General features: G+C 70.1%; 27 protein-coding genes. 23 read left to right on the top strand and 4 right to left on the bottom strand.

Annotated elements, in window-relative coordinates:
- The first annotated feature begins 19 nt into the window (after nucleotides 1-19).
- The 3 genes from mshA to MB1_RS19905 all read left to right on the top strand — a co-directional run bounded on the left by mshA (nucleotide 20) and on the right by MB1_RS19905 (nucleotide 3,605).
- Nucleotides 20-1,354 (top strand): D-inositol-3-phosphate glycosyltransferase, encoded by a 1,335-nt coding sequence (gene mshA / locus MB1_RS19915; RefSeq protein WP_218000282.1) that lies wholly within the window; start codon nucleotides 20-22, stop codon nucleotides 1,352-1,354.
- Nucleotides 1,355-1,389: 35 nt separating this feature from the next.
- Nucleotides 1,390-1,893, top strand: a complete 504-nt coding sequence (locus MB1_RS19910) for a type III secretion system chaperone family protein (RefSeq protein ID WP_245650286.1) — start codon at nucleotides 1,390-1,392, stop codon at nucleotides 1,891-1,893.
- A gap of 104 nt (nucleotides 1,894-1,997) precedes the next feature.
- Nucleotides 1,998-3,605 (top strand): AMP-binding protein, encoded by a 1,608-nt coding sequence (locus tag MB1_RS19905; protein WP_066911570.1) that lies wholly within the window; start codon nucleotides 1,998-2,000, stop codon nucleotides 3,603-3,605.
- Between the two features lie 10 nt (nucleotides 3,606-3,615).
- On the opposite strand, the gene MB1_RS19900 is transcribed toward MB1_RS19905, so the two are convergent.
- A complete protein-coding gene (locus MB1_RS19900; RefSeq protein WP_066911567.1) occupies nucleotides 3,616-4,590 on the bottom strand; it encodes a helix-turn-helix transcriptional regulator in 975 nt (324 codons plus the stop codon).
- A 103-nt stretch (nucleotides 4,591-4,693) separates the two neighbouring features.
- Here MB1_RS19900 and MB1_RS19895 point away from each other — a divergent pair, with 103 nt between their 5' ends.
- The 4 genes from MB1_RS19895 to MB1_RS19880 all read left to right on the top strand — a co-directional run bounded on the left by MB1_RS19895 (nucleotide 4,694) and on the right by MB1_RS19880 (nucleotide 8,338).
- Complete coding sequence (locus tag MB1_RS19895) at nucleotides 4,694-5,329, top strand: TIGR03086 family metal-binding protein (RefSeq protein WP_066911564.1); 636 nt, start codon at nucleotides 4,694-4,696, stop codon at nucleotides 5,327-5,329.
- A 137-nt stretch (nucleotides 5,330-5,466) separates the two neighbouring features.
- Nucleotides 5,467-6,222 (top strand): phosphoglyceromutase, encoded by a 756-nt coding sequence (locus tag MB1_RS19890; protein WP_066911561.1) that lies wholly within the window; start codon nucleotides 5,467-5,469, stop codon nucleotides 6,220-6,222.
- A 173-nt stretch (nucleotides 6,223-6,395) separates the two neighbouring features.
- Complete coding sequence (locus tag MB1_RS19885; protein WP_084352264.1) at nucleotides 6,396-7,658, top strand: sensor histidine kinase; 1,263 nt, start codon at nucleotides 6,396-6,398, stop codon at nucleotides 7,656-7,658.
- Nucleotides 7,655-8,338 carry a winged helix-turn-helix domain-containing protein gene (locus tag MB1_RS19880; protein WP_066911558.1) on the top strand — a complete coding sequence of 228 codons (684 nt, stop codon included), beginning with the start codon at nucleotides 7,655-7,657 and terminating at the stop codon, nucleotides 8,336-8,338. Before MB1_RS19885 ends, MB1_RS19880 begins: the two co-directional genes overlap by 4 nt.
- 27 nt (nucleotides 8,339-8,365) lie before the next feature.
- On the opposite strand, the gene MB1_RS19875 is transcribed toward MB1_RS19880, so the two are convergent.
- Nucleotides 8,366-9,103 carry a DUF3109 family protein gene (locus tag MB1_RS19875; RefSeq protein WP_245650285.1) on the bottom strand — a complete coding sequence of 246 codons (738 nt, stop codon included), beginning with the start codon at nucleotides 9,101-9,103 and terminating at the stop codon, nucleotides 8,366-8,368.
- Between the two features lie 165 nt (nucleotides 9,104-9,268).
- Here MB1_RS19875 and MB1_RS19870 point away from each other — a divergent pair, with 165 nt between their 5' ends.
- The 9 genes from MB1_RS19870 (at nucleotide 9,269) to MB1_RS19835 (ending at nucleotide 17,425) form a co-directional block, all read left to right on the top strand.
- Nucleotides 9,269-10,252 carry a Ppx/GppA family phosphatase gene (locus MB1_RS19870; protein ID WP_066911555.1) on the top strand — a complete coding sequence of 328 codons (984 nt, stop codon included), beginning with the start codon at nucleotides 9,269-9,271 and terminating at the stop codon, nucleotides 10,250-10,252.
- Nucleotides 10,249-11,769: an Rv0497 family membrane protein gene (locus tag MB1_RS26845; protein WP_066911552.1), complete on the top strand. Its 1,521-nt coding sequence runs from the start codon at nucleotides 10,249-10,251 to the stop codon at nucleotides 11,767-11,769. Before MB1_RS19870 ends, MB1_RS26845 begins: the two co-directional genes overlap by 4 nt.
- Nucleotides 11,766-12,737, top strand: coding sequence for a sugar phosphate isomerase/epimerase family protein (locus MB1_RS19860; RefSeq protein WP_245650275.1), 972 nt, complete (start codon nucleotides 11,766-11,768; stop codon nucleotides 12,735-12,737). Before MB1_RS26845 ends, MB1_RS19860 begins: the two co-directional genes overlap by 4 nt.
- Nucleotides 12,734-13,609, top strand: coding sequence for a thioesterase family protein (locus MB1_RS19855; RefSeq protein WP_084352262.1), 876 nt, complete (start codon nucleotides 12,734-12,736; stop codon nucleotides 13,607-13,609). The genes MB1_RS19860 and MB1_RS19855 overlap by 4 nt, the downstream gene beginning before the upstream one ends.
- 54 nt (nucleotides 13,610-13,663) lie before the next feature.
- Nucleotides 13,664-14,509 carry a pyrroline-5-carboxylate reductase gene (proC, locus tag MB1_RS19850; RefSeq protein ID WP_066911549.1) on the top strand — a complete coding sequence of 282 codons (846 nt, stop codon included), beginning with the start codon at nucleotides 13,664-13,666 and terminating at the stop codon, nucleotides 14,507-14,509.
- Nucleotides 14,510-14,604: 95 nt separating this feature from the next.
- A complete protein-coding gene (locus tag MB1_RS19845; protein WP_066911546.1) occupies nucleotides 14,605-14,841 on the top strand; it encodes a helix-turn-helix domain-containing protein in 237 nt (78 codons plus the stop codon).
- A gap of 191 nt (nucleotides 14,842-15,032) precedes the next feature.
- Nucleotides 15,033-15,134 carry a 30S ribosomal protein bS22 gene (locus MB1_RS25280; RefSeq protein WP_003402602.1) on the top strand — a complete coding sequence of 34 codons (102 nt, stop codon included), beginning with the start codon at nucleotides 15,033-15,035 and terminating at the stop codon, nucleotides 15,132-15,134.
- 195 nt (nucleotides 15,135-15,329) lie between these two features.
- Nucleotides 15,330-16,424 carry an NAD-dependent epimerase/dehydratase family protein gene (locus MB1_RS19840; RefSeq protein ID WP_066911543.1) on the top strand — a complete coding sequence of 365 codons (1,095 nt, stop codon included), beginning with the start codon at nucleotides 15,330-15,332 and terminating at the stop codon, nucleotides 16,422-16,424.
- Nucleotides 16,425-16,438: 14 nt separating this feature from the next.
- Nucleotides 16,439-17,425: a lysophospholipid acyltransferase family protein gene (locus MB1_RS19835; protein ID WP_066911735.1), complete on the top strand. Its 987-nt coding sequence runs from the start codon at nucleotides 16,439-16,441 to the stop codon at nucleotides 17,423-17,425.
- Between the two features lie 3 nt (nucleotides 17,426-17,428).
- Here the strand turns inward: MB1_RS19835 and MB1_RS19830 are convergent, their stop codons facing one another.
- Nucleotides 17,429-18,310 carry an HAD family hydrolase gene (locus MB1_RS19830; protein WP_245650284.1) on the bottom strand — a complete coding sequence of 294 codons (882 nt, stop codon included), beginning with the start codon at nucleotides 18,308-18,310 and terminating at the stop codon, nucleotides 17,429-17,431.
- A gap of 206 nt (nucleotides 18,311-18,516) precedes the next feature.
- Here MB1_RS19830 and MB1_RS19825 point away from each other — a divergent pair, with 206 nt between their 5' ends.
- The 7 genes from MB1_RS19825 to MB1_RS19795 all read left to right on the top strand — a co-directional run bounded on the left by MB1_RS19825 (nucleotide 18,517) and on the right by MB1_RS19795 (nucleotide 25,415).
- Nucleotides 18,517-18,822, top strand: a complete 306-nt coding sequence (locus MB1_RS19825; RefSeq protein ID WP_066911540.1) for a glutaredoxin family protein — start codon at nucleotides 18,517-18,519, stop codon at nucleotides 18,820-18,822.
- A 196-nt stretch (nucleotides 18,823-19,018) separates the two neighbouring features.
- Nucleotides 19,019-19,765, top strand: coding sequence for a redox-sensing transcriptional repressor Rex (locus tag MB1_RS19820; RefSeq protein ID WP_084352258.1), 747 nt, complete (start codon nucleotides 19,019-19,021; stop codon nucleotides 19,763-19,765).
- Nucleotides 19,762-21,126: a glutamyl-tRNA reductase gene (locus tag MB1_RS19815; protein ID WP_066911534.1), complete on the top strand. Its 1,365-nt coding sequence runs from the start codon at nucleotides 19,762-19,764 to the stop codon at nucleotides 21,124-21,126. The genes MB1_RS19820 and MB1_RS19815 overlap by 4 nt, the downstream gene beginning before the upstream one ends.
- Complete coding sequence (gene hemC, locus MB1_RS19810) at nucleotides 21,123-22,109, top strand: hydroxymethylbilane synthase (protein WP_066911531.1); 987 nt, start codon at nucleotides 21,123-21,125, stop codon at nucleotides 22,107-22,109. The genes MB1_RS19815 and hemC overlap by 4 nt, the downstream gene beginning before the upstream one ends.
- A gap of 207 nt (nucleotides 22,110-22,316) precedes the next feature.
- Nucleotides 22,317-23,876 (top strand): bifunctional uroporphyrinogen-III C-methyltransferase/uroporphyrinogen-III synthase, encoded by a 1,560-nt coding sequence (locus MB1_RS19805; protein WP_066911528.1) that lies wholly within the window; start codon nucleotides 22,317-22,319, stop codon nucleotides 23,874-23,876.
- Complete coding sequence (hemB, locus tag MB1_RS19800; protein ID WP_066911526.1) at nucleotides 23,873-24,856, top strand: porphobilinogen synthase; 984 nt, start codon at nucleotides 23,873-23,875, stop codon at nucleotides 24,854-24,856. The genes MB1_RS19805 and hemB overlap by 4 nt, the downstream gene beginning before the upstream one ends.
- A gap of 16 nt (nucleotides 24,857-24,872) precedes the next feature.
- Nucleotides 24,873-25,415 (top strand): hypothetical protein, encoded by a 543-nt coding sequence (locus MB1_RS19795; protein ID WP_066911523.1) that lies wholly within the window; start codon nucleotides 24,873-24,875, stop codon nucleotides 25,413-25,415.
- A 22-nt stretch (nucleotides 25,416-25,437) separates the two neighbouring features.
- On the opposite strand, the gene MB1_RS19790 is transcribed toward MB1_RS19795, so the two are convergent.
- Nucleotides 25,438-26,448, bottom strand: a complete 1,011-nt coding sequence (locus tag MB1_RS19790) for a putative protein N(5)-glutamine methyltransferase (protein ID WP_245650273.1) — start codon at nucleotides 26,446-26,448, stop codon at nucleotides 25,438-25,440.
- Nucleotides 26,449-26,497: the final 49 nt, after the last annotated feature.

The raw sequence follows: 26,497 nt of genomic DNA, 5'->3' as shown, positions 1-26,497 counted from the left end.
TCGAGGCACTATTGATCAGGTGGAGCGAAAGACGGTCGAGCGAAAGACAGCGGTACGTCGAGTGGCGGTGTTGTCGCTGCACACCTCGCCGCTCGCCCAGCCCGGTACCGGCGACGCGGGCGGGATGAACGTCTACGTCCTGCAGACCGCGCTCGAACTGGCCCGCCGCGATGTCGAGGTCGACATCTTCACCCGCGCGACATCGTCGGCGGACGAACCGCTGCAGTCCCCGGCGCCCGGCGTCACGGTCCACAACGTCGTCGCCGGCCCCTTCGAGGGCCTCGACAAGCACGATCTGCCGACGCAACTGTGCGCCTTCACCGCGGGTGTCCTGCGCGCGGAGGCGGGCCGGCGCCCCGGCTGGTACGACGTGGTGCATTCGCACTACTGGCTCTCCGGCCAGGTCGGCTGGCTGGTGCGCGACCGCTGGGGGGTGCCGTTGGTGCACACCGCGCATACCCTCGCGGCGGTCAAGAACGCCTCCCTCGCCGCCCGCGACCGGCCGGAACCGCCGGCCCGCGAGATCGGCGAACGGCAGGTTGTCGCCGAGGCCGACCGGCTGACCGCCAATACGATCGCCGAGGCCCGCCAACTGATCGACACCTATGGGGCCGATCCGCATCGCGTCGACGTCGTCGCCCCCGGAGCCGATCTGAGTCGCTTCCGCCCCGGCGACCGCGGCGCGGCCCGCCGCGCTCTGGGACTGTCGCCCGACGAGACGATCGTCGCCTTCGTCGGTCGGATCCAGCCGCTCAAGGCCCCGGACATCCTGCTGCGGGCCGCCGACGTGGTGCGTCGCCGCAATCCCGGTGTGCCGCTGCGGGTGCTGGTCGTCGGCGGCCCGTCGGGCACCGGGCTGGAGCGCCCGGACGAATTGGTCGAACTGGCAGCGGAACTCGGCATGTCCGAGTCGGTCACGTTTCTGCCGCCGCAGCCGCCGGACCGCCTGGCGCAGGTCTACCGGGCCGCGGACATCGTTGCGGTGCCCAGCTACTCGGAGTCCTTCGGGCTGGTCGCGATCGAGGCGCAGGCCTGCGGAACGCCGGTACTGGCAGCGGAGGTCGGCGGCCTGTCGGTCGCGGTGGCGCACGACCGCAGCGGCCTGCTGGTGCCCGGGCACGAGATCGACCGGTGGGCACAGGAAGTCGAGCGACTGGTCACCGATCGCGAACTGCGCGAGCGGTTGGCCGCCGGGGCTCGCGCACAGGCCGAGCGGTTCTCCTGGGCGCATACCGCCGAGGGGCTGCTCGGCAGCTACCGGCGCGCGCGGTCCGGCCTGTTCACCCCGCCGGCACGCCCGTTCGGACCCCGGTTCACCGGCATCGTTCGCGAAAACCGGGTGACGGTCCGGTGAGCGGGCCCGATGCGGCGCAGGCGCGTCGGCGGGAGGTGATCGACCGCGTCGAGGCGATCGCCGTCGAACGCGAGCTCGAATACGCCCGGCCCGACGCCGACGTCCTGGTCGTCCAGCTGCCGGGGGAGCGGCGGCTCAAGACCCCGGCGCAGTTCACCGCCGGTCCGCACGGGGTGCGGATCGAGGCCTTCGTCTGTCGGCATCCGGACGAGAACACCGACGGGGTGCATACCTACCTGCTGCGCCGCAATCGGCGGCTCTACGGCGTCGCGTACACGATCGACACGATGGGCGACATCTACCTGATCGGCCGGCTGGCGACCGAACTGGTCACCGATGACGAGATCGACCGGATCCTCGGCCAGATCCTGGAGGCCGCCGATGGCGACTTCAATGTGCTGCTCGAACTGGGATTCGCCGAATCCATTCGCCGCGAATGGAAGTGGCGGGTATCGCGGGGCGAATCGCTGGCGAATCTGGCCGCCTTCGAACACCTGATCACCGATGAGGATCGCGCGAGCGTCGACGGCGTTCGCTGAGGGCCGACCCCTCCCGAAAGAGGGGATATGTGAGGCATACTGGCTCGGATGTCCGGCGGGCCGGTACGCCGCGGTCGCCGACCCGAATGAGTCAGAGGAGACCCATGAGCTTCGGCAGCCCCTATCCCGATGTCGAGATCCCCAATGTCAGCGTCTTCGACTTCCTGTTCTCCGATCTGAGCGACGAGGACAAGGCGGTGACCGCCTTCATCGACGGTCGGGACGGGGCGGAGACCACCTACGGCACCCTGGTCGGGTTGATCGACGCGGTCGGCGGCGGGCTGACCGCCCGCGGGATCGGTCTCGGCGACGTCGTGGCCCTGCACGCGCCGAACGTGCCCTTCTTCGCGGCGGCCTTCCACGGCATCCTGCGCATCGGCGCGGTCGCCACCACGGTCAACGCGCTGTTCACCGGCGCGGATATCGCCAAGCAGCTCACCGATTCGAAGGCGAAGCTGCTGATCACGGTCTCGCCGCTGCTCGAGGCCGCCCTGGAGGGGGCCCGCAAGGTCGGCCTGTCCGACGAGCAGGTCATCGTGCTCGACGGCGCGGAGGGCTTCTCCTCGGCGATCGACCTGATCTCGACCGGTACGCCGGCTCCGGCGGTCGATTTCGACCCCGCCACCCACCTGGCGGTGCTGCCGTACTCCTCCGGGACCACCGGCGTCCCGAAGGGCGTCATGCTCACCCATCGCAACCTGGTGGCCAATGTCTGCCAGATCCAGGACCGGATGGCGATCAAGGCCGGCGACAAGTTCATCGCGGTGCTGCCGTTCTTCCACATCTACGGCATGACGGTGCTGCTCAACCTGGCGCTGGCCAAGCGCTCGACGCTGATCACGATGCCGCGTTTCGACCTCGTCCAGTTCCTGACCCTCACGCAGGACCACAAGGCGACCCACCTGTTCATCGCGCCGCCGGTGGCCGTCGCGCTGGCCAAGCATCCGCTGGTCGACCAGTACGACCTGTCGTCGGTGAAGGTGATCTTCTCCGGCGCCGCCTCCCTCGACGAGGAGCTCGGCCTGGCGGTGTCCAAGCGGCTCGACACCCTCGTCGCGCAGGGCTACGGCATGTCGGAGATGAGCCCGGTCTCGCACGCGCAGCCGCTGTCGGTGCAGGGTGTGGTGACCCACCAGGGCGATTACCCGCTCTCCAGTGTCGGCCCGGCGGTGCCCAATACGCTCAACAAGCTGGTCGACCCGGCCACCGGCGAGGAGGTCGCCTACCCGGCGGCCGGCTCCACCGAACTGAGCGAGCCGGGCGAATTGTGGGTCTCCGGCCCGAACATCATGGTCGGCTACCTGGCCAACGAGGCGGCGACCAAGGACACCCTCGACGCCGACGGCTACCTGCACACCGGTGATCTCGCGGTCGTCGACGGCGCCGGCAATGTGTACATCGTCGACCGGATCAAGGAACTGATCAAGTACAAGGGCTACCAGGTTCCGCCGGCGGAGCTCGAGGCGGTGCTGCTGACCAGCCCCGATATCGCCGACGTTGCCGTCATCGGTGTCCTCGACGACGAGGGCGAGGAAGTGCCGAAGGCTTTTGTTGTGCGCCAGCCCGATTCGACGATCGATGAGCAGGGTGTCATCGACTTCGTCGCCGCCCAGGTGTCTCCGCACAAGAAGGTGCGGCAGGTCGAATTCATCGACATCGTGCCGAAGTCCGCGTCCGGCAAGATCCTTCGCAAGGATCTGCGCGTCCGCTGATTCGCATGCGTTAGCCGAGCGGCGCCCGGATACCCTCCGGGCGCCGCTGGTGTCTGCGGGTCACCGCGGCCGAGCGTTCGGCGATCCGCTCCGCGAACTCGGTCGGCTCGATCACCTCCAGCTCGAGTTCCGGTATGCCGCACAGGATCCAGAGGCGCTGGAGGGCCATCTCGCGGCCGACGGTCTGCAGGATGCAGCGGACGCGGTCGTCGCCGACCGGACGGTCCACGCGCAGCGGAAGATGGGTCGCGAGGGTCTCCACGCCGGCTCGGGCGCATTCGACGGTCAGCTCCAGAATCGCGAAGCCGGCGCGGAATTGGGCCCGATGGCGCTGCCAGATCTCCTCGAGGTCGACCTCGGCCGGGCGCTGCGCCGGCTCGTCGAGCAGCTCGACGTCCGCCATGCGCGAGAGGCGGTAGATGCGCTCGGCGCCGTCGCGCAGCGCGACGAGGTACCACACCTCGCCCGCGACGATCAGGCCGATCGGATCGAGGACCCGCCACTGCGCCTGCTGGGATTCGTTGCGCCGGTAGTGCACCCGCAGCCGTCGACCGTCGAGCACCGCTCGTTGGACCAGTGGCAGCGCCGCGATCGTCGGCGCCGGGCGCACGAAGCCCTCCGGCCGCACCAGCACCCGCTGCGCCGCATCGTTCACCCGCGCGCGATGCGTCTCCGGGATCGCGGCGGTCACCTTCCGCATCGCACCGGCGTAGGCGGCGGAGTCGATCCGCCCGGAACCCGCCAGCAGCGCGATCGCCTCGTCGAGGGTCAGCCCGGTCAGATCGGTGCGGTAGCCCGGCAGCAGCGCGAATCCGCCGTGCCGACCGCGCTCGGCGTAGACCGGCACCCCGGAGAGCGAGAGCGCCTCGATATCGCGGAATACCGTGCGTTCGGAGACTTCGAGCTGCCGGGCGATCTCGGCGGCGGTCACCCGCTCCCGCCCCTTGAGCAGCATCAGCACCGCGATCAGTCGTTCGGCCCGCATATTTTCGATTCTCCCGGAAAACCTGACAGCAGGTGTCAGGAAATGGCGGTGAACTGATTCCCGTACGACGAGCAGCCCACACGACTCGACCCGGGAGAAGACCATGACCGGTACCACCGCCCCGACCGCCACCGCCCCGACCGCCGCCCCGACCGCCACCGATCCGCGCCCGGCCTATGCCGCCGCGACCGCCTGGATGACCGAGTTGCTCGCCAACGTCACCGAGCAGCAGTACGCCCTGCCCACCCCGTGTACCGAATTCGACGTTCTCGGCCTGATCCGCCACATCGTGGGGACCGGCAAGCGGGCGGCGGCGGCGGGGGCCGGTCGGGACGTCATGTCCGTCGCGGTCGATCTGCCGACCCACGCCGCCGCGGACTACGCCCCGATCGTCGCCGAGGCGATCGACACCTGGCGGGACGACAGCCGGCTGACCGCCCCGATCGTCGTGCCCTGGGGCGAGGTACCCGGCGCGGGCGTGCTCTGGGGATACGTCAACGAAACCCTGGTACACGGTTGGGACCTGGCGGTGGCCACCGGGCAGCCCGCCCGGGCCGATGCCGCCGCGGTCGACGGGGCCTTCGCCTTCGCGACCCGATTCATCCCGGCGCAGATCCGGGCGATGGACGACGTGCCCTTCGGCCCGGTGGTCGAGCCGCGCCCCGGGGCCGACGCCACCGAGCGGCTCGCCAACTGGAGCGGCCGCGTCTCGGCGCCGTGGGTGAGCGCCGACGAGTAGCGCGCCCGAGAAGTCACGCCCGAGAAGCCACGACGGCGTGGTCGTGTGGGGGCGTCGCGCCGTCCGGTCGGGAATGCCCGTGTGAACATTCCCCCGACATGAGGCGCGACGCCCCGGACCCATGGGAAAATCGAGCCATGACTATCGGAACCCTGGTCCTGCTGCGACACGGCGAGAGCGAATGGAACGCGCTGAACCTCTTCACCGGCTGGGTGGACGTTTCACTCACCGAGAAGGGTGTCGGTGAGGCGAAGCGTGGCGGACGGCTGCTCGCCGAGCAGGGGCTGCTGCCCGACGTGCTCTACACCTCGCTGCTGCGTCGCGCGATCGTCACGGCCAACCTCGCGCTCGACGAGGCCGACCGGCTCTGGATCCCGGTGGTTCGCGACTGGCGGCTCAACGAGCGCCACTACGGCGCCCTCCAGGGGCTCGACAAGGCCGAGACCAAGGCGAAGTACGGCGATGAGCAGTTCATGTTGTGGCGCCGCAGCTACGACACCCCGCCGCCGCCGATCGAACTCGGCTCGACCTACTCCCAGGACGCCGATCCTCGCTACGCCGACCTCCCGGAGGTGCCGCGCACCGAGTGCCTCGCCGACGTGGTCGCCCGCCTGATCCCGTACTTCGAGTCGACGATCGTTCCCGAGCTGAAGGCCGGAAAGACCGTGCTGGTGGCCGCGCACGGCAACTCGCTGCGCGCCCTGGTCAAGTACCTGGACAAGATCTCCGACGACGACATCGCCGCGCTGAACATTCCGACCGGCATCCCGCTGCGCTACGACCTCGACGAGGTCGACGGCGTGCTGGTGCCGAAGGTCCCCGGTGGCGAATACCTCGACCCGGAGGCCGCCGCCGCCGGCGCCGCCGCGGTCGCCGGGCAGGGTGGCAAGTAGCCGCCACGGCTTCGCCGGGCGGGGTGGTAAGTAGCCGCTTCCAGGCAGGAATGTAATCCACCACACAAGCTCGGGAAACGCGCGGTGAATGGCCGCGCAATTCCCGATGGCGGTCGGGTGGACCCGACTCCCGGACATTCACCGGGAGTCGGGACGCCCGTATATTTCTGGATGTGACGGTCCTGCAGTTCCTGGCATTCCTGATCGCCGGGATCATCGTTGGCCTGGTGCTGGGGGCGCGTTGGCAACGGCGACGCGCCGAGCGTCGGCGTCGGGAATCGGGACTGACCTTTTCGAAGGTTCTCGAACTGATCGTCACGGCGTCCGAGAGCGCGATCGTCGTGGTCGATCGGTTCCAGGATGTGATCCTGCACAACCCTCGCTCCGAGCAACTCGCCCTCGTCCCGGACGGCCGCGCGGTCGACCCCCGGATCTGGGCGGCGGCGCAGCGCGTCTTCGATCGCGGCGGCGTCGTACCGATCGAGTTGACCACCGCCCCGGAGACCACCGGGACCCCGACGGTGACGATCACCGTGCGCGGCACCGCCCGCATGCTGACCACCGAGGACCCGCGGTTCGTGCTGATCTTCGCCGAGGACGAGTCCGAGATGGTCCGCCTCGAGGCGACCCGGCGCGACTTCGTCGCCAACGTCAGCCACGAACTCAAGACGCCGGTCGGCGCGATCTCCCTGCTGGCGGAGGCGCTGCTCGAGTCGGCCGACGACGCCGACTCGGTGCGCCACTTCGGCGGCCGCATCGAACTCGAAGCCCTGCGGATGGGCAATATGGTCGGCGAGCTGATCTCGCTGTCCCGCTTGCAGGCCGAGGAACCGACAGCCGCGCTCGACGTCGTCGATATCGACTCGGTGGTGCGCGAGGCGATCGAGCGCTCGGCGACCAAGGCGGAGACCGCCGGGATGACCGTCGTCGCCGATGCGCCGAGCGGGCTCGAGGTCTTCGGCGACCACAGCCTGCTGGTAACCGCGGTCTCCAACCTGGTCGAGAACGCGATCGCCTACTCACCCAGCGGCTCGAGCGTGTCGATCTCGCGGGGCGTGCGCGACGACCGGCTGGTGCTCGCGGTGACCGACCGCGGTATCGGCATCGCCCCGGAGCACCGCGAGCGCGTCTTCGAGCGCTTCTTCCGCGTCGACACCGCACGATCGCGGGCGACCGGTGGTACCGGGCTCGGACTGGCGATCGTCAAGCACGTCGCCGCCAATCACCATGGCGAGGTCACCCTGTGGAGCCGCCTGGGCACCGGGTCGACCTTCGCGCTGAGGCTTCCGCTGTATCGGGAAGAGGCGCAACCGAATACTCCCGCACCGGCCACCCGCAAGGGCTCCGGAGGCGGGTCCGGTGCCGCGGGATCGCCCATGCGGGCGGCCATGCGCGGTACCCGGATGGGATCGATCACCGGCTCGGAGGACACATGACAACGGTAATGATCGTCGAGGATGAGGAGTCGCTGGCGGACCCGCTGGCATTCCTGTTGCGCAAGGAGGGTTTCGAGGCGCTGGTCGTCGGCGACGGCCCTTCCGCCCTCGCCGAGTTCGACCGCGTGGGCGCGGACATCGTGCTGCTCGACCTGATGTTGCCGGGGATGAGCGGTACCGATGTCTGCAAGCAGTTGCGGCAGCGGGCGAACGTCCCGGTGATCATGGTGACCGCCCGCGACAGCGAGATCGACAAGGTCGTCGGACTCGAACTCGGCGCCGACGACTACGTCACCAAGCCGTACTCCGCTCGTGAGCTGATCGCCCGGATCCGCGCGGTGCTGCGCCGCGGTGGCGAGGGCGAGACCGACGCGGCGACCGGTATCCTGGCCGCCGGCCCGGTCCGGATGGACGTCGACCGGCACGTCGTGACCGTCGGCGGCGACCCGATCACCCTGCCGCTCAAGGAGTTCGACCTGCTCGAATTCCTGCTGCGCAATAGCGGCCGGGTGCTGACCCGCGGTCAATTGATCGATCGGGTCTGGGGCGCCGACTACGTCGGCGACACCAAGACGCTCGACGTCCACGTCAAGCGGCTGCGTTCGAAGATCGAGCGCGATCCCGCGCATCCGGAATTCCTGATCACCGTACGCGGACTCGGCTACAAGCTCGAGGGCTGAGTCGGCTCCGGTTCGGCGCCGGGGCGGTCAGTCCCGGCGCAGGCCGAGGCGCTGGGCTTCGCGGGTCGCCGGGTGCACCGCGATCAGGCCGAGGCCCTGGCGCCGTCGGCAGTGCGCGGCCAACTCGTCGTAGGCGGGCCGGCCGAGCAATTCGGTCAGCTCCGCCTCGTACGACTGCCACACCGGCCGGGTGCCGACGTGCGCGTCCGGCGATCCGCTGCAGTACCACGACAAGTCGGCGCCGCCCTCGCCCCAACCGCGGCGGTCGTATTCCTCGATCACCGTCTCGAGGATCTCCGAGCCGTCGGGGCGGGTCCGCCACTCCTGGGTGCGCCGGATCGGCAACTGCCAGCAGACGTCCGGCTTGACCTCGAGCGGCTCGATGCCCTTGCGCACCGCCATGATGTGCAGCGCGCAACCGGGACCGCCGGCAAATCCCGGACGGTTCAGGAAGATGCAGGCGCCGCGGAACTTGCGGGTGCGCACGGCGGGTTCGCCGTCGAGGTCGTCCTGTTCGAGATAGCCCTTGCGGCCGAGGCCTTTCTCGCGGAACTGCCAGTCCTGGTCGGTCAACATCTCGACGGCCGCGGCCAATCGGTCGCTGTCGTCGTCATCCGACAGGAAGGCGCCGTGCGAGCAGCACCCGTCATCGGGCCGCCCGGCGACCGTTCCGCGGCAGGCGGGAGTGCCGAAAACGCAGGTCCAGCGGGACAATAGCCAGGTCAGGTCGGCCTTGATGAGGTGCTCGGTGTTGGCCGGATCCATAAATTGCACCCATTCGCGGGGGAAGTCGAGTTCCACTTCCGGCGCGGGAATGGTGGGCGTGGCGGTCCGGCTCGTAGCGGCCTCCAGGCTCCGATCGCAATCGCTGGTCACCGTCGTGAGGTTAGACCGAATCGGCGTGTCGAGTGGAGGCAGTACCGTAGAGGCGTGCGGTTAGGCGTTTTGGACGTGGGTAGCAATACCGTTCATTTGTTGGTGGTCGATGCCCATCGTGGCGGTCACCCCACCCCGATGAGTTCGACGAAGGCGGCTCTGAGGCTGGCGGAGAACCTGGACGACACCGGCAACATCACGCGGGTGGGCGCCGAGCGGCTGGTCTCCTCGGTCGGTGAGTTCGCCGATATCGCCCGGACCTCCGGGTGCGGCGAGCTGATGGCCTTCGCCACCTCGGCGGTGCGGGAGGCGGGCAACTGTGACGACGTGCTGGCCGAGGTGCGGCGGACCACCGGCGTCGAGCTCAAGGTGCTCAGCGGGGAGTCCGAGGCGCGGCTGACCTTCCTGGCGGTTCGCCGGTGGTTCGGCTGGAGCGCCGGGCGGATCCTCGATCTCGACATCGGCGGCGGCTCGCTCGAACTGAGCAGCGGCGTCGACGAGACCCCCGACGTGGCGATGTCCCTGCAGTTGGGTGCCGGGCGGTTGACCAGGGACTGGTTCGACTCCGATCCGCCCAGCAAGCGCCGGGTGGCCGTGCTGCGCGACTGGCTCGACGCCGAACTGGTCGAGCCGTCGCGCGACCTGCTCGCCGCCGGTACCCCGGATCTGGCGGTCGGCACGTCGAAGACCTTCCGCTCCCTCGCCCGGCTGACCGGAGCCGCCCCGTCGGCGGCCGGTTTGCGGGTCCCGCGGCACCTCACCGCGACCGGTCTGCGGCAGGTGATCGCCTTCATCGCGCGGATGACCAGCGCCGACCGTGCAGAATTGGAGGGTGTGAGTTCCGATCGTTCGGCCCAATTGGTCGCCGGCGCCCTGGTGGCGGAGGCCACTATGCGTGCATTGTCGCTGGATACGCTGCATATTTGTCCGTGGGCCTTGCGCGAGGGACTGATCCTGCGACGATTGGATTCGGAACCGGGCGAGGATCCGGTGGTCGGTCGTAAGGTCGGCGAAGATCTGGTGGAGAGCCCGAGATGAGTACTGATGAGGACGGCAAGCAGGTCACTGTTGCCGAACTGCTGGCCCGCAACGGCCAGAAGGTCAACGGACAACAAGCCGGTGGCCGACGCCGCCGAGGCGTGTCCGGAGGTATCTCGGTCGCCGAACTGACCGGTGACATTCCGAAGGTCCCCCGGCTCGAGGAGTCGACCGATACCGACGCCGCGGACAGCGACGCGGCCGGCGCGAACAGCGCCGCGCCCACCAGCGGCGCCGCCCCCGCCACCAATGGCGCGGCCCCCGCCACCAACGGCACGGCTCCCTCGGACGCGCCCGCGACCAACGGCACCGCCGTCGCCACCAACGGTCCTGCCCCCGCCACCAACGGCCCCGCCCCGACCACTGACGCCACCCCGACGACCAGCGCTGCCCCGGCCACCAACGGTCACGCGATCGTCGAGGCGCCCGCCGCCGGTCGCCCGACCCTGGCTCCCGTCCCGGTCCCGAAGGCGCGCGTCAACCCCACGCCGCCCGCACCTGCCGCTCCCGCTGCCGGGGGCCGTTCGGTCCCGGACGGCTCCGCCGTGCCGCAGTCGCGCGATCTGCCCTGGAATACCGACGCCCTGCGTCGGGAGAGCGCCCCGGCCACGTCCGGCACCCCCGCCCAGCAGCGCAATCCGGAATCGCCGGCCGAGCGCACCGAGGTGATGTCGCCGATCCAGTGGCGGCCCGCGATCCCACCCCCGCCCGGTTCCCGCGTCCCGGCCGCCCCGGCGGCGCCCCCTGTGGACGAAACGACCCCGGAGGCCCCCGACACCGAGGACGCGGACGAGTCGGCCAAGCCGGCGCGGGCCGGACTGACCCGGCTGCTCAAGCGCCGCGGTCGGCGTGCCGACGAGTCGATCGATCAGCCCGAGGAGGCCGGCGGCGTCGACACCGGACCGACGGCGATCACCCCGGCCGCCGTCGAGGATGCGGACGCGCCGACCGACGCCACGCCGGTGACCACCGCCTCACCCGCCACCCCGCCGGCGACCAGCCCGCCGGTGACCACCCCGCCCGCGGCCACCCCGGGTCCGGCCCCGATCGCCGCACTCGTGGGCGCGGCAGGAGCCACCCCCGAGGCCGGCGCCGCCACCGACGACGTGACGGACCCGGCGGTGCCGACCACCGCGGCCGGCGCCGATTTCACGAGCGCCGATTCCACGAGCGCCGATTCGGTGAGCGCCGATTCGGTGAGCACCGACGCCGCATCCGATGACGCGGCCGAGGCACATACCCACCACGCCCCGGGCAACGTCCGGGAGTGGGCGATCCTGGTCGGCCAGGCGCTGGTGGCCGTCGCCGTCGGCGCCGGGCTGTTCCTGGGCTTCCAGCGGCTCTGGCAGGACCTGCCGGTCCTGGCGGTGGTGCTGGCGATCCTGGTGATCATCGCGCTGGTGACGGTCATCCGGATTCTGCGCCGGGCCGACGACCTGTTCAGCGTGGTGCTGGCGGTCGCCGTCGGCGCACTGGTCACCCTCGGACCGCTGGCGATGTTGCTCGGTACGGGGTGAACGCCAACCCGATCACCCCGATCGCGTTGTCGACGGCCTCGGCGTATCCGCAGAACACCGACGCCGCCTTCCGCTACGCGGCCGAACTGGGCTACGACGGCGTCGAGCTGATGATCTGGGCCGACCCGGTCAGCCAGGACATCGACGCGATCGGGCGGCTCTCCCGGCGCTACCGGATGCCGGTGATGTCGATCCACGCGCCCTGCCTGCTGGTCACCCAGCGGGTCTGGGGCAGCGACCCCGCGGCCAAGCTCGACCGCTCGGTGCAGGCCGCCGAGAAGCTCGGCGCCGAGGTGGTCGTCGTGCACCCGCCCTTTCGGTGGCAACGCGTCTACGCCGACCGCATCGGTGAGCAGATCGAACGCCTCGAGGACAGCACCGGGGTCGCGGTCGGGGTGGAGAACATGTTTCCCGTCCAGGCCGGTCGGCTGATCGCCGGACGCCTGCGCAGGAGAGGTCGGTCCGCCGATCGGCCGCTGCCGGACCACCGCTTCAGGGAGAACCCGGGCCTCGGGCCGGAGAGTTCGGCCAACTCGCGCCGGGCGAGCGCCTATCGGCCCTCCTTCGACCCCACCGACACCGGCCACCGCCACTACACGCTCGACTTCTCGCATACCTCGGCCGCCGGCGTGGACGCGCTGGCATTGGCCCGGCGGATGGGGGCCGGTCTGGTGCACTTCCACCTCGCCGACGGCGACGGCCATCCCCTCGACCAGCACATGGTGCCCGGCGCGGGTACCCAGCCGATCCAGCAGGTCTGCCGAGCGGCGGTCGAGGCCGGATTCGCCGGTAGCGCCGCGGTCGAGGTGACCACCAAGTCGGCGCGCACCGTCCGCGAGCGCACCGAGATCCTCGAACGGGCCCTGGTCGCCTCCCGCGGCTACTTCGCGCGCGGCAGCACCGATCCCGACCCCGCCACCCCGGGGGGTCCCGATCCGCATACGCACTACGGAAGGCCGCTTCGATGAGTCGCTTGCCCCGCACCGGGCACCCCTTCACCGATCTGGTGACGCTGGAGCCGGACGGCGCCGACCCGGCGCGGTTCGTCGCCGTCGTCGATCCGATGTGGACGATCGGACCGAAGGTGCACGGCGGCGCCCTGATGGCGGTGCTGGCCGCGGCCGCCCGCGATCGGCTGCGGGCGGAGGACCCCGAGGGACTGGACACCCGCCAGCCCCTGGCGGTGACCGCCTCGTACCTGTCGGCTCCCGATCCGGGCCGGCTCGAGCTGACCACCGATGTCGTCAAGCGCGGCCGGCGCGTGGTGCACATCGCGGTCTCCGCGCTCCAGGAGGGGCGCGAATACGTCCGCGCCCTGGTGGTCCTCGGGCATCCGGACGAGAGGTACGTGCAGTCCGACGACGAGGTCTGTCGGGAGATGCCGGTCGAACCCGGCGAACTGGGTCTGACCGTCGATCCGAGCCACCCGCTGGCCGCGGTGATCCACATCGCCGCCGGGATCGACATGGCGATCGACCCGCGCTCGGCGTCGTTCCTGACCGGATCGATCGGTGGACCGGAGATCCGGCTGTGGCTGCGCCTGTTCGACGAGGACGCCAAGAGCGACGATGTGCGGGCGCTGTTCGGCCTGATGGCCGGTGACACCAGCCCGCCGATCACGCTCAACCTCGGACGCCCCGGCTGGGCTCCGACCGTGCAGATGTCGAGCTATCTGCGGCATATCCCCGAACCGGGCTGGCTGCGGCTGGTCACCCGGGCGACTGCGGTCGGCACCGGCTGGATGGACGAGGATCACCTGGTCATCGACGGCAACGACGCGATCGTCGCGCAATGCCGGCAGCTCGCGATGCCGCCGCTGCCGGCCGGTGAGGGCGGCTAACGGTCGAGCGGGTGTGACGGGGATCGCACCGAGGGCCGTGGCACGCTATTCGCCATGACGAGAGTTGCGGTGATCGGCGGCGGCCGAATCGGTGAAGCGTTGGTGGCCGGTCTGGTCGAGGCCGGTTGGCCGATCAAGGATCTGGTGGTCGCCGAGCGGGCAGCCGTGCGCGCCGACGAGATCGCCGACCGTTTCGGCATCCGGGTCACCACGATCGCCGACGCGGTCGAGGGCGCCCACGTCGTGGTGCTGGCGGTCAAGCCGAACGACGTCGACTCCGTGCTCGCCGGCGTCGGTGCGGTCGATTCCGATACCGACACCGACCAGTTGGTCCTGTCGCTGGCGGCGGGGGTATCGACCGCTCGGATCGAGGCGCAGCTGCCGGCCGGCGCACCCGTGGTGCGGGCGATGCCGAATACCCCGATGCTGGTGGGGGAGGGGATGTCGGTGATCGCCGCCGGACGGCATGCGGCCGCCGACGACCTCGCGCAGGCCCGCACGATCCTCGAATCGGTGGGCCGCGTCCTGGTCCTGCCGGAGTCGAGCCTCGACGCGGTCACCGCGATCTCGGGGTCCGGACCGGCCTACTTCTTCCTGGTGACCGAGGCACTGATCGACGGCGCCGTCACCCTCGGCATCGACCGGGCCACCGCGTCGACGCTGGTCACGCAGACGCTGATCGGCTCGGCGGCCCTGCTCGACCGCTCCGACCAGACCCCGAACGAACTGCGCGCGGCGGTGACCTCCCCGGCCGGTACCACCGCCGCGGCGATCGGCGAACTCGAGCGCGCCGGCCTGCGAGCGGGCCTGCTCAACGCGGTCGAAGCGGCCCGCAAGCGGTCGGCGGAGCTGGGTCGTCATACGGAAGACGCGCCGCAATCGGCGCGCGCGTCGCACTAATCCCATCCGTCCCGCTAAGCTCAAGGCAGCACGTGCGTGTCTGTTCCGCCGGTGGGGAAGCCGGCGGCGCGGCCGTGTCGGAGGTAAGTGAATAGATGGCACCCATCAACAAGCCCACAAAGGGCCCGGGTCAGGACGTCCAGATCGGTGTGACCGGGCCGCAGTTCCTCACGGTGGCCGAGGTGGCCGCCCTGATGCGCGTCTCCAAGATGACCGTCTACCGACTGGTACACGGCGGTGAGCTGCCCGCGGTGCGGGTGGGTCGGTCGTTCCGTGTCCCCGAGAAGGCGGTTCACGAGTACCTGCAGACCTCCTACTTCGACGCGGGCTGAGCGCGCGAGGACTCGACGGGGACCCGCTCGCGAGCACGGCAGGCGCACCCGGTAATGTTGTGCGTCGTCGTGCCTGACCAGTGCGGGGTGTTCACCCGTACGCCGGAGCGATCCGGGGTAGTGGGTACGCCTGGCCGTACTGAGCACACACCGGCTGTGTGCGTGGAAGCGAAACGCGAGGGACGTCCCGAATGGGTTCAGTAATCAAGAAGCGCCGCAAGCGCATGTCGAAGAAGAAGCATCGCAAGTTGCTCCGTCGGACACGCGTGCAGCGCCGGAAATTGGGCAAGTAGGATTCGTCGCCGAATCCGGCCCGTATCAGCGAATGCCCACCACTGTGACGTGGTGGGCATTCGTCGTTCCGGGCGGGGTAGCCTGTCCTCGTCGGCGTTGACCCGGGAGGCGGAGATCACATTCTCCCGTGCGGGCTGTCCGGTGCTTCGTAATCCGAGGGGTGAGGCGGGATCGATGGTTCAGGATCGGCAGCGGTGAACGCGCCTCGCGCCGTGCTCGTCACGGGCGCCAGCCGATTCCTCGGTGGCTTCCTGACCGCCGGCCTCGCCCGCGACGACCGCATCGAGCGGGTGATCGGCGTCGACTACGTACAGCCCAGCAAGGCGATGATGCGTCGTTTCGGGCGCGCGGAATTCGTTCGTGCCGATATTCGTAATCCGCTCATCGCCAAAGTTATCCGCAACGCCGGCATCGACACCGTCGTGCACGCCGGGCTGCTCTCGCGCCCGCCGCGCGGAGCCGGTCGCACCATGATGAAGGACGTCAACGTCATCGGGGCGATGCAGCTGTTCGCCGTCTGCCAGAAGTCCGAGACCGTGCGCAAGCTGGTGGTCCGCTCGTCGACCGCCGTCTACGGCAGCAGCCCGAAGGACCCGGCTCGCTTCACCGAGGAGACCTCGGCCCGCTCGCGGTTGCGTGGCGCCTTTGCGATCGACTGCCGCGAAATCGAGGGATACGCCAGGGGATTGGGGCGCCGACGCGCCGACATCGACGTGACGATCCTGCGTCAGGCGCCGATGGTCGGCCCGCTGATGAACGGGATGATCTCCCGATACCTCGCCTCCCCGCTGGTCCCGACGATCCTCGGACGCGACGCTCGCCTGCAGTTGGTGCACGAGCAGGACGCGCTCGCCGCGCTGACCGTCGCCGCGGTGTCCGACCGTTCGGGCACCTTCAACATCGCCGCGGACGGCGTCGTGCCCCTCAGTCAGGCGATCCGGCGCGCGGGTAGGCTCGAGGTGCCGCTGCCGTCGCCGATCTATCGCAAGGTGGGCAGCGCGATCATCGGACCGAGTACCGGGTCCATCGACGACGAGCATATGCAGTATTTCCGGTACGGCTGTGGGGTGGACACCACACGCATGCGCGAGGTCTTGAGGTTTCGACCGGAACGGACGACCCTGGAGGCGATCGACGACTACGTCGTCGGACTCGGCAAGCCGCCGGTGATCAATCCCGAGTGGGTCACGTCGGCGGCGGTGCGCATCGAGTCGCTGCTCGGAGGTAGGCCGAAGCCGACATTGGTTCCGGCCCTGCATGATTCGATGACGAACAATTCGGCGAAATGACCGACGGGAGGGCGGTGTCGACCGTGGCCAAAGTTCTACCCCTGCGCTCGGTCGCGGGCGGCGCGAGCACCCGGATGCCGCCGTCCGACGGATCGGCCGTCGGGACGCGAACGCTGCCCGCCCCGCCCGCGGAGGCGGTCGAACTGCTCGAGCAGATTCGGCGCCGGCTGATCGACGACGTCGGTTCGGCGGCCCATCTGCTGCGTCGGCGGCTGGCCGGTGACTACGAGATCGACGAGTTCGGCTACGACGAGGACTTCACCCAGAACGTCTGGTATCCGTTGCTGCGACCGCTGTACCGGAAGTGGTTCCGCGTCGAAATCCGCGGAATGGAACATATCCCGGCGACCGGCGGCGCGCTGGTCGTGTCGAACCACGCCGGCGTGATCCCGATCGACGGCACGATGCTGGCCGTCGGGGTGCACGACGAGCATCCCGCGCACCGGCTGGTGCGGATGCTCGTCGCCGACTTCGGGTTCGAATACCCCGGCGTCTCGGTGCTGGTCCGGCGTACCGGAAATACGCTGGCCTGCCAGTCCGACGCCGAGCTGCTGCTCAACAACGGTGATCTGGTCGGTGTCTTCCCCGAGGGATTCAAGGGGATCGGCAAGCCCTTCTCGGAGCGCTACAAGCTGCAGCGCTTCGGCCGCGGCGGATTCGTCTCCGCCGCCATGCGCACCGGTACGCCGATCATCCCGTGCTCGATCGTCGGATCCGAGGAGATCTACCCGAAGATCGGCGAACTGACCGCGCTGGCCCGGCTGCTCGGCGCCCCGTACTTCCCGATCACCCCACTGTTCCCGCACCTCGGTCCGCTGGGCCTGGTGCCGCTGCCCTCCAAGTGGCTCATCGAATTCGGCGCGCCGATCCACACCGCCGACTACCCGACCGCCGCGGCGGACGATCCGATGGAACTGTTCGAGATCACCGACCACGTGCGCGAGACGATCCAGCAGAACCTCTACCGGCTGCTCGCCCGCCGCCGCAACGTCTTCTACTGACCCCTAACGCCGCCGCCCGGCGGCGACCGCCACCCCGCCGGCGATCGCGCCCAGGGCCACGGCGGTCGGCAGCCCGACCTTGGCCGCCTTGCGGCCGGTGCGGTAGTCGCGGATCTCCCAGCCGCGGGTGCGGGCGAGTTCGCGCAGGCTCGGATCGGGATTGATCGCGACGGCCGTCCCGACCAGCGACAACATCGGCACATCGTTGTAGCTGTCGGAGTAGGCCGAGCAGCGGTCGAGGGACAGACCCTCCCGGATGGCGAGGGCCCGCACCGCGTGCGCCTTGCCCGGACCGTGCAGGATGTCGCCGACGAGATTGCCGGTGAAGACCCCGTCGACGCTCTCGGCGACCGTGCCCAGGGCGCCGGTCAGCCCGAGCCGCTCGGCGATGATCTGCGCCAACTCGACCGGGGTCGCGGTGACCAACCACACCTGCTGGCCGGCGTCGAGGTGCATCTGGGCCAGGGCGCGGGTGCCCGCCCAGATCTTGTCGGCGATCACCTCGTCGTAGATCTCCTCGCCCAGGGAGCGCAGCTCGGCGGTCGAGCGACCGGCGACAAAGGACAACGCCTTCTGTCGGCCGGTGGCGACGTCGCCGAGGTCCTCCTTGCCGCTGACCCGAAACTTGACCTGCTGCCAGGCGAACTCGGCGACATCGCGGGTGGAGAAGTACTTGCGCGCGGCCAGGCCGCGGGCGAAGTGGATGATCGAGGCGCCCTGGACCATCGTGTTGTCGACGTCGAAGAACGCCGCCGCGGTCAGGTCGCGGGGCACCGTGGAGTCGATCGCCTCGTCGGCCTCGTGCTCCTGTAGCCCGGCGAGCGCCGCGTCGGCGCTGGCGTTGCCGGCCAGCGACGCGCGCAGGTCGGCCAGGCTCGCCCCCAGCGGTCGCCGCCACCGTGTCGACTCCCATCGGGTCGACTCGCCGGCGGACTCCCTGGTGATCCGAGGCCCCACCTGGCCTCCTTCCCGCACACGAGTACGTATCGCGCAAGCGCAATCGCAGCGACGCGTCGATGCGACGGCGCCTGATCCACATTAGCCAAGCGATCCGACGGCCGGGAGTACGAGTTGTCGGGCGAATACGTGAGATGCGACCGCGTGCGTGGAATGCTGGCCGGGTGGCGACAGGGAGAACCGAGACCGGCGAGCACGATGTCGTCCTGCTGACCCGGGAGGGATGCTCCGCCTGCGGGACGGCGCTCGAGGTGCTGCGCGGCATCTGCGGCGAGTTCGGGCTGACCCCGCGGGTGATCGACGTCGACCTGGCCGCCGCGGACGATCCGGAGCTGCGCGCCGAGTACGGCGACCGGTTGCCGGTCGTGCTGCTCGACGGCGAGGAGCATTCCTACTGGACGGTGGATACGGCCAGGTTGAGCGCGGATCTGGGGCGGTGATGCCCTATCGGGGCGCCGGCATCCTACCGGACGGCTCGGCGACTTTGTTCATTCGTTCACAAGCGGCTACCGTAGTCCCTGCTGAACCCGAGTCGTGACCCACCGTATCCGGCTGTCGTCGTCGGCAGTCGCAGCGGTCGGGCAAGGAGCCGAAGACGTGTCCTACGTGCGCCGCACACCTGCCGGTGGCCCCCATATGCCACCGAGTGTGTCCCGGATACCGCAGGCGACCGTCGGCCGGCTGGCGATCTACCTCGAGGTCCTCGGTTCCATGGTCGAGCGCGGCGTGGTGACGGTATCCAGTGAGGAATTGGCCGGCGCCGCCGGGGTCGGTTCCGCGAAGCTTCGGCGTGATCTGTCCCACCTCGGCCGCAGCGGGATCCGCGGGGTCGGCTACGACGTCGCCCGGCTGCGCGAGCGCATCGAGCGCGGACTGGGCCTCGACCGCCAGCACCGGGTGGTCCTGGTCGGCATCGGCCACCTCGGCACCGCCCTGGCCCGCTACTCCGGGTTCAACCGCAAGGGATTCCGCATGGTCGGCCTCTTCGACCGCAGTCCCGAGCGCGTCGGCCAACGACTCGGCACGCTCACCGTCCGCGATGTCGCCGAACTGCCCCGGGCCTGCCGGGAACTCGCCCCGACCGTCGGCGTGGTCGCCACTCCGGACGCGCCGGCCGCCGACGTCGCCCGCACCCTCGTCGACGGTGGGGTGCGGTCGATCCTCAACTTCACCGCCGCCGACTTCGATCTGCCGGATCGAGTCGAGCAGCGGCGGGTCGATCTCGCGATCGACATGCAGGTGCTCACGTTCAACAGCATCAACGCGTTCGACGATGTCGATATTCAGGCATCCGACGGTGAAGCGGACATGCGCGGCAATGACGCCGCGTCTGGAGGTGGCATGGGCACGGGTAGGACGGCTGGATCGGTGGGTGCGCGGTGAGTGTGTTGCTGCTGGGCGTCTCCCATCGGACCGCCCCGGTGGAGGTTCTCGAGCGCGTCACGGTCGCCGAGGTCGATCGACCGAAGATGCTGACGGCGTTGCTCGAATCGGAGCACGTATCCGAGGCGATGGTGCTCTCGACGTGCAATCGCGTCGAGATCTACGCCGTCGTCGATTCGTTCCACTCCGCGCTCGCCGACGTCGGATCGGTGTTGTCGGACCACAGCGCGATGCCCTTCGCGGATCTGACCGGACATGCCTATGTGCGGTACAGCGAGTCGGCGGTCGAGCACATGTTCACCGTCGCCGCGGGCCTCGATTCGATGGTGGTCGGTGAGCAGCAGATCCTCGGCCAGTTGCGGTCGGCCTATGCGGTCGCCGACGAGCAGCACGCGGTCGGGCGGGTGCTGCACGAGCTGTCGCAGGGCGCCCTGCGCGTCGGCAAGCGGGTGCACAGCGATACCGGCATCGACTCGGCCGGCGCCTCGATGGTCTCGGTCGCGCTCGACCGCGCGGACGGGTTCCTCGGCGGGCTGGCCGGGCGGCGCGCCGTCGTGGTCGGTGCCGGGGCGATGGGTTCGCTCGCGGTCGCCTATCTCACCCGCGCCGGCATCGGTTCGGTGACGCTGATCAACCGCACCCTCGACCGGGCCCGCAACCTCGCCCGCACGGTCACCGAAGCGGGAATCCCGGCCGACGTCGCCGGTCTCGACGATCTGGTTCCCGCGGTCGCCGACGCCGACGTCCTGGTTGCCTGTACCGGCGCGGTGGGCACCGTGCTGAGTGCCGACCAGGTGCGGTCGGCTCTCGTCGGGCGGCAGGATCGCCCGATCGTCTTGTGCGACATGGGCCTTCCGCGCGATATCGACCCCGCGGTCACCGAACTGGCGGGTGTCGAGGTCATCGACGTGCAGGCGCTGCAGCGCGACCCGGCGTCCACGCTGGCCGCCGAGGACGAGCGCGCCGGCCGCGACATCGTGGCCTCCGCGCTCGCGGCCTATCTGCTCGCCCAGCGCGAGGCCGCGGTGACCCCGACGGTCGCCGCGCTGCGCCGGCGGGCGGCGGAGGTCGTCGAGGCGGAATTGCTGCGCCTGGACGGCCGACTTCCCGATCTGCCCGATCAGCAGCGCGACGAGGTCGCCCATACGGTCCGCCGGGTGGTCGACAAGTTGCTGCACGCGCCGACGGTGCGGGTCAAGCAACTCGCCGGGGCCCCCGGCGGAAGCAGCTACGCCGAGGCGCTGCGCGAGCTGTTCGAACTGTCGCCCGGCTCCGCGGCCGCGGTGGCCGCCGCGAGCGAGACCGTCGAGATCGCCGGACCGCCGGTGGAACGACACAAGGGAACGGACGTGACGTCGTGATTCGGATCGGAACGCGCGGGTCGCTGTTGGCGACGACCCAGGCCGGGACCGTCCGCGACGAATTGCGCGCCCTGGGCCACGAGGCGGAACTGGTCATCGTCGAGACCGCGGGCGATCGCTCGCAGGCTCCGGTGGCCACGATCGGCGTCGGGGTTTTCACCTCGGCTCTGCGCGATGCGCTCGCCGACGGGCGGATCGATGTCGCCGTACACTCGTACAAGGACCTCCCCACGGCTGCGGATCCACGTTTCCTCATCGCCGCGGTGCCGCCGCGCGCCGACGTCCGCGACGCGTTGGTCGCGCGGGACGGCCTGGTGCTCGGTCAGTTGCCCGCCGGATCGGTGATCGGAACGTCGGCTCCGCGGCGCGTGGCGCAGCTCGAGGCGCTCGGGCTCGGATTGACGGTGGTACCCCTGCGCGGAAATCTCGATACGCGGCTGCGCAAGGTGACCGACGGTGAGCTCGACGCGGTCGTGGTGGCGCGCGCGGGTCTCGAACGTATCGGACGGCTCGACGCGATCACCGAATCGCTCGAGCCGAGTCAGTTCGTTCCGGCGCCGGCGCAGGGAGCGCTGGCGGTGGAAGTGCGTTCCGACGACGCCGAGTTGATCCGGCTGGTGGCCGAGATCGACGACCCGGCGACGCGGGCGGCGGTGGCGGCCGAGCGGGCCCTGCTCGTGGAACTCGAGGCGGGGTGCACGGCGCCGGTGGGGGCGATCGCGGAGGTTGTCGAGTCGCTCGACGACGACGGCCGCATCGTCGAGGAACTGTCGATTCGCGGGATGGCGGCCGCGTTCGACGGAAGTGACGTGTTGAAGGCCTCCGCCGTGGCGGCGGTCGCGGATGCGGAAAAAGTGGGCGCAGCGGTCGCCCGCGAACTATTGGATTTGGGTGCGCGCGAGCTGGTGACACCGACGGAACCGTCGGGGCCGGCCGAACGGGTGCCCGCGACAGCGGAACAGGGAAGTGGAAGCGATGTCTGAGACCCGGACGGCATATATGGGCACCCTCGAAGGGGCACGTGAACTCGAATTGGTACGGCCCGGTCGGGCCGGTGTCCGAGCGAAACGTCGGTCGACACGAGTAGGCCGGCCGGAACGGATCGCCACCGCACGCGTCATCCCGAAGCGCGGCTCCGTCGATTCGATCGAACTTCGCTTCCGAAACAAGTATGCACTGGAGAACAATCGATGACCCGAACCCGCACCAACGCCCGGGGGCGGATCCTCTTCGTCGGCTCGGGCCCGGGTGATCCCGCGCTGCTGACGCTGCGGGCCAGCGATGCGCTGCGCACCGCACATCGCGCCTTCGTCGATGCCGAGGTCGCAGCCGATATCACCGATCTGGTGGGCGCCGACATCGCCGGCGAGACCGACGAGGATCGCGACGTTCAGGTGCGTCCGGCTCTCGGCGAGCCGGCCGAGGTCGCAAAGACCCTCGTCAACGAGGCGAAGAATGGCTACGACGTCGTGCGGTTGGTCGCCGGCGATCCGCTGACCACCGATTCGGTGATCGCGGAGATCACCGCGGTCTCGCGGAGCACGGTCGGCTTCGAGGTCTACCCGGGCCTGCCCGCCGGTTCGGCGGTGCCGAGCTACGCGGGTGTCGCGCTCGGCTCGACGCATACCGAGGTCGACGTGCGCGGCGAGGTCGACTGGCCGGCGGTCGCCGCCGCGCCCGGTCCGCTGGTGATCAGCGCCGGCTCCGAGCACCTCGCCGAGACCGCGTCCGCGCTGGTCGAGCACGGCCTGGCGCCGCAGACACCGGTGGCGGTCACCACCGCGGGCACCACCCGTCGGCAGAAGACGATCGAGGCGACCCTCGCGACGCTCGGCAAGACGGTGATCGAGCAGCCCGGCCCGGTCGTCGTCACCGTCGGCAAGGCGATCTCGCAGCGCGGCAAGCTGTCGTGGTGGGAGTCGCGCGCGCTGTACGGCTGGACGGTGCTGGTGCCGCGGACCAAGGATCAGGCCGCGGAGATGAGCGATCGGCTGGTCTCGCACGGCGCGATCCCCATCGAGGTGCCGACGATCGCGGTCGAGCCGCCGCGCAGCCCCGCGCAGATGGAGCGTTCGGTCAAGGGTCTGGTCGACGGCCGCTACCAGTGGGTCGTGTTCACCTCGACCAACGCGGTGCGCGCGGTCTGGGAGAAGTTCGGCGAGTTCGGTCTGGACGCGCGGGCCTTCTCCGGTGTCAAGATCGCCTGCGTCGGTGAGGGAACGGCCGCGCGGGTGCGCGCCTTCGGTATCGAGCCGGAGTTGGTGCCCAGTGGCGAGCAGTCGTCGCAGGGTCTGCTCGAGGACTTCCCGCCGTACGACGACGTCTTCGACCCGGTCAACCGGGTGCTGCTGCCGCGCGCGGACATCGCCACCGAGACCCTCGCCGAGGGCCTGCGGGACCGCGGCTGGGAGATCGACGACGTCACCGCCTACCGGACCGTTCGCGCGGCACCGCCGGCGGCGGAGATCCGCGAGATGATCAAGACCGGCGGCTTCGACGCGGTCTGCTTCACCTCGTCCTCCACCGTGCGCAACCTGGTCGGCATCGCCGGCAAGCCGCACGCGCGCACGCTGGTCGCCTGCATCGGCCCGAAGACCGCGGAGACCGCCGCGGAGTTCGGCCTGCGGGTCGACGTGCAGCCCGAGACCGCGAACGTCGCCGAACTGGTCGACGCATTGGCGGAGCGGGCCGCGCAGCTGCGGGCCGAGGGAGCTCTGCCGCCGCCGCGCAAGAAGTCGCGGCGCCGATGAGCCTCGATCATCCGGTCGTTCGACCGCGCCGGTTGCGCACCACTCCGGCGATGCGCAACCTGGTCGCGGAGACCTCGCTCGAGGCCCGGGCACTGGTCCTGCCGATGTTCGTCGCCGACGGTATCGAGGTTCCGACGCCGATCTCCTCGATGCCGGGCGTCGTGCAGCACACCGAGCAGTCGTTGGTCGTCGCCGCCGAGGAGGCGATCTCGGCCGGTGTCGGCGGGCTGATGCTCTTCGGTGTCCCGCGTCCGGAGGACAAGGACGCGATCGGTTCGGCCGGCAGCGACCCGAACGGGGTGCTCAACCGGGCGCTGCGGCTGTTGACCAAGGAATTCGGCGACGACACCGTCCTGATGGCCGATACCTGCCTCGACGAGTTCACCGACCACGGCCACTGCGGGGTGCTGACCGGCGACGGTCGGGTCGACAACGACGCGACCCTCGAGCGGTACGCGGAGCTTGCGGTCTCCCAGGCCGAGGCCGGGGCGCAGGTCGTCGGACCCAGCGGCATGATGGACGGCCAGATCGGTGCGATCCGCTCCGCGCTGGACAGCGCCGGGTACACCGACGTCTCGCAGCTCGCCTATGCGGCGAAGTACGCGTCGGCGTTCTACGGGCCCTTCCGGGAGGCGGTCGGCTCGTCGTTGCGCGGTGACCGGCGCAGCTACCAGCAGGACAGCGCCAACCGCCGCGAGGCATTGCACGAGGTGGAACTCGACATCGCCGAGGGCGCCGACATGGTGATGGTCAAGCCGGCGCTCGCCTACCTCGACCTGGTTCGCGAGGTCGCCGACCGGTCGCCGGTCCCGGTGGCCGCCTACCAGGTGTCGGGGGAGTACGCGATGATCACCGCCGCCGCGCAGCAGGGGTGGATCGACCGCGACGCGGCGATCCTCGAGTCCTTGTTGTGTATCCGACGTGCGGGCGCGGATATCATCCTCACGTACTGGGCTACCGAGGTGGCCAACCGGCTGTAGCGGAGAGGACCGGCCCATGAACGGCGGCTTCGAGGCGTCCCTGCCTCCCGAACCGATGGATCCGGTCCACCCCGAGACCAAACCCGACGAGCGGCCGATCGATATCGAGGCCGCACGTCAAATGTGGTGGGCGGCCACCGTGCTGTGGCTGATCGGCGCGGTCTCGTCGATGGTGTTGATGCTCGACAAGCGCGAGATCCTGCTCGACCCGACGATCACCGCGATGGATCCGGAGCTCGAGCGGCCGTCCGACCTGATGGTCGTGGTGTCGATGGTGCCCGCGTTCGCGCTGATGGTCGGCCTGGCCGCGGTCTTCATGTGGGTGGTGCGCCGGATGCATGCGGGGACGAACTGGGCGCGCATCGTGTTGACCGCCTTCGGCACCCTGATGGTGCTCAACGCCGTACCCGCGCTGCTGAGTTTGACCGATGTGCTCTCGGCGACCGGCCTGGCCGGGGTGATCGGCACGGTCAGCGGAATCCTGCAGGCCCTCGCGGCGGGCGCCGCGATCGTCATGATGTTCCGGCCGGACTCGAACGCGCACTTCGCCCGCGCCTGAGCTGCTGCGGGGCGCTCCGGATCTACTCGGGGCGGGTGCCGATCACCACGACCGCGGTCGAGGATTCGTCGGCGACCGTGCGCGCGGTCAGGCCCGCGGCGGTGAAGATCGTCCGGGCGGTCGGCGCCTGATCGGGAGCGGTCTCCACCAACAGATTGCCGCCCGGTCGCAACCACTTCGACGCCTCCCCGGCGACCCGCCGCACGACGTCGAGCCCGTCGGCACCGCCGTCGAGGGCGACCCGCGGTTCGAAGTCGCGGGCCTCCCGTGGCATCAGGTCGATCGCATCGCTCGGCACGTAGGGCACGTTGGCGGTGATCGTGTCGACCGTGCCGCGCAGCTCGTGCGGTAGCGCCGAGTAGAGGTCGCCCTCGTAGACGGTGCCGGAGACACCGATATTGCCGCGGGCGCAGGCCACCGCCGCCGGATCGATATCCGCGGCGTGCAATTGGACGTCGCCGACCGCCGACAACAGGGCCAGGCCGATCGCTCCGGTACCGCAGCACAGGTCGACGACAACCGCGTGCGGGCTGGTGATCGCGGTGGCCTCCTGGACCAGCAGCTGGGTGCTGCGGCGCGGGACGAAGACGCCCGGCGTCACCGCCAACCGCCACCCGCAGAAGTCGGTCCAGCCGACGATCTGCTCGAGTGGATAGCCCGACACTCGCAGCTCGAGCATCGATCGCAGGTCGGCGTCGTCGATCGCGGCGGAGGTCAGAATGGTCGCCTCGTCCTCGGCGAAGACGCAGCCCGCCGACCGCAGGTGGGTGACGATCGCCCCCCGGTCCTCGATCGTCAGATCGGCCAGGGTGTCGTCGCCGTCGGTCGGCTCCGGCTGCCGGTCGGCCGCTGAACGTGCGGCGATCGAGCGCAGCGTCCACAGGCCGACACCGACCGCGGCCAGGCACAGGGCCAGCACGAACAGGAACGAGGGCAGGAAGGTGTGGGCGCGCAGGCCGGCCAGGGCGGCGGCGAGCACCGACGCCGCGGCACCCACGACCGCCACTCGTCGATGCAGGGGGGCTGACTCCACGTGAACGATCCTGACTGTTGGTGTGCCTTTCAGAGTATCGATGTGTACA

Origin of the sequence: Millisia brevis NBRC 105863, from assembly GCF_001552615.1 — a bacterium.
Lineage (GTDB): Bacteria > Actinomycetota > Actinomycetes > Mycobacteriales > Mycobacteriaceae > Millisia > Millisia brevis.
Note: the sequence above shows the minus strand (reverse complement) of the source record. Positions and strands in the feature narration are given on the sequence as shown.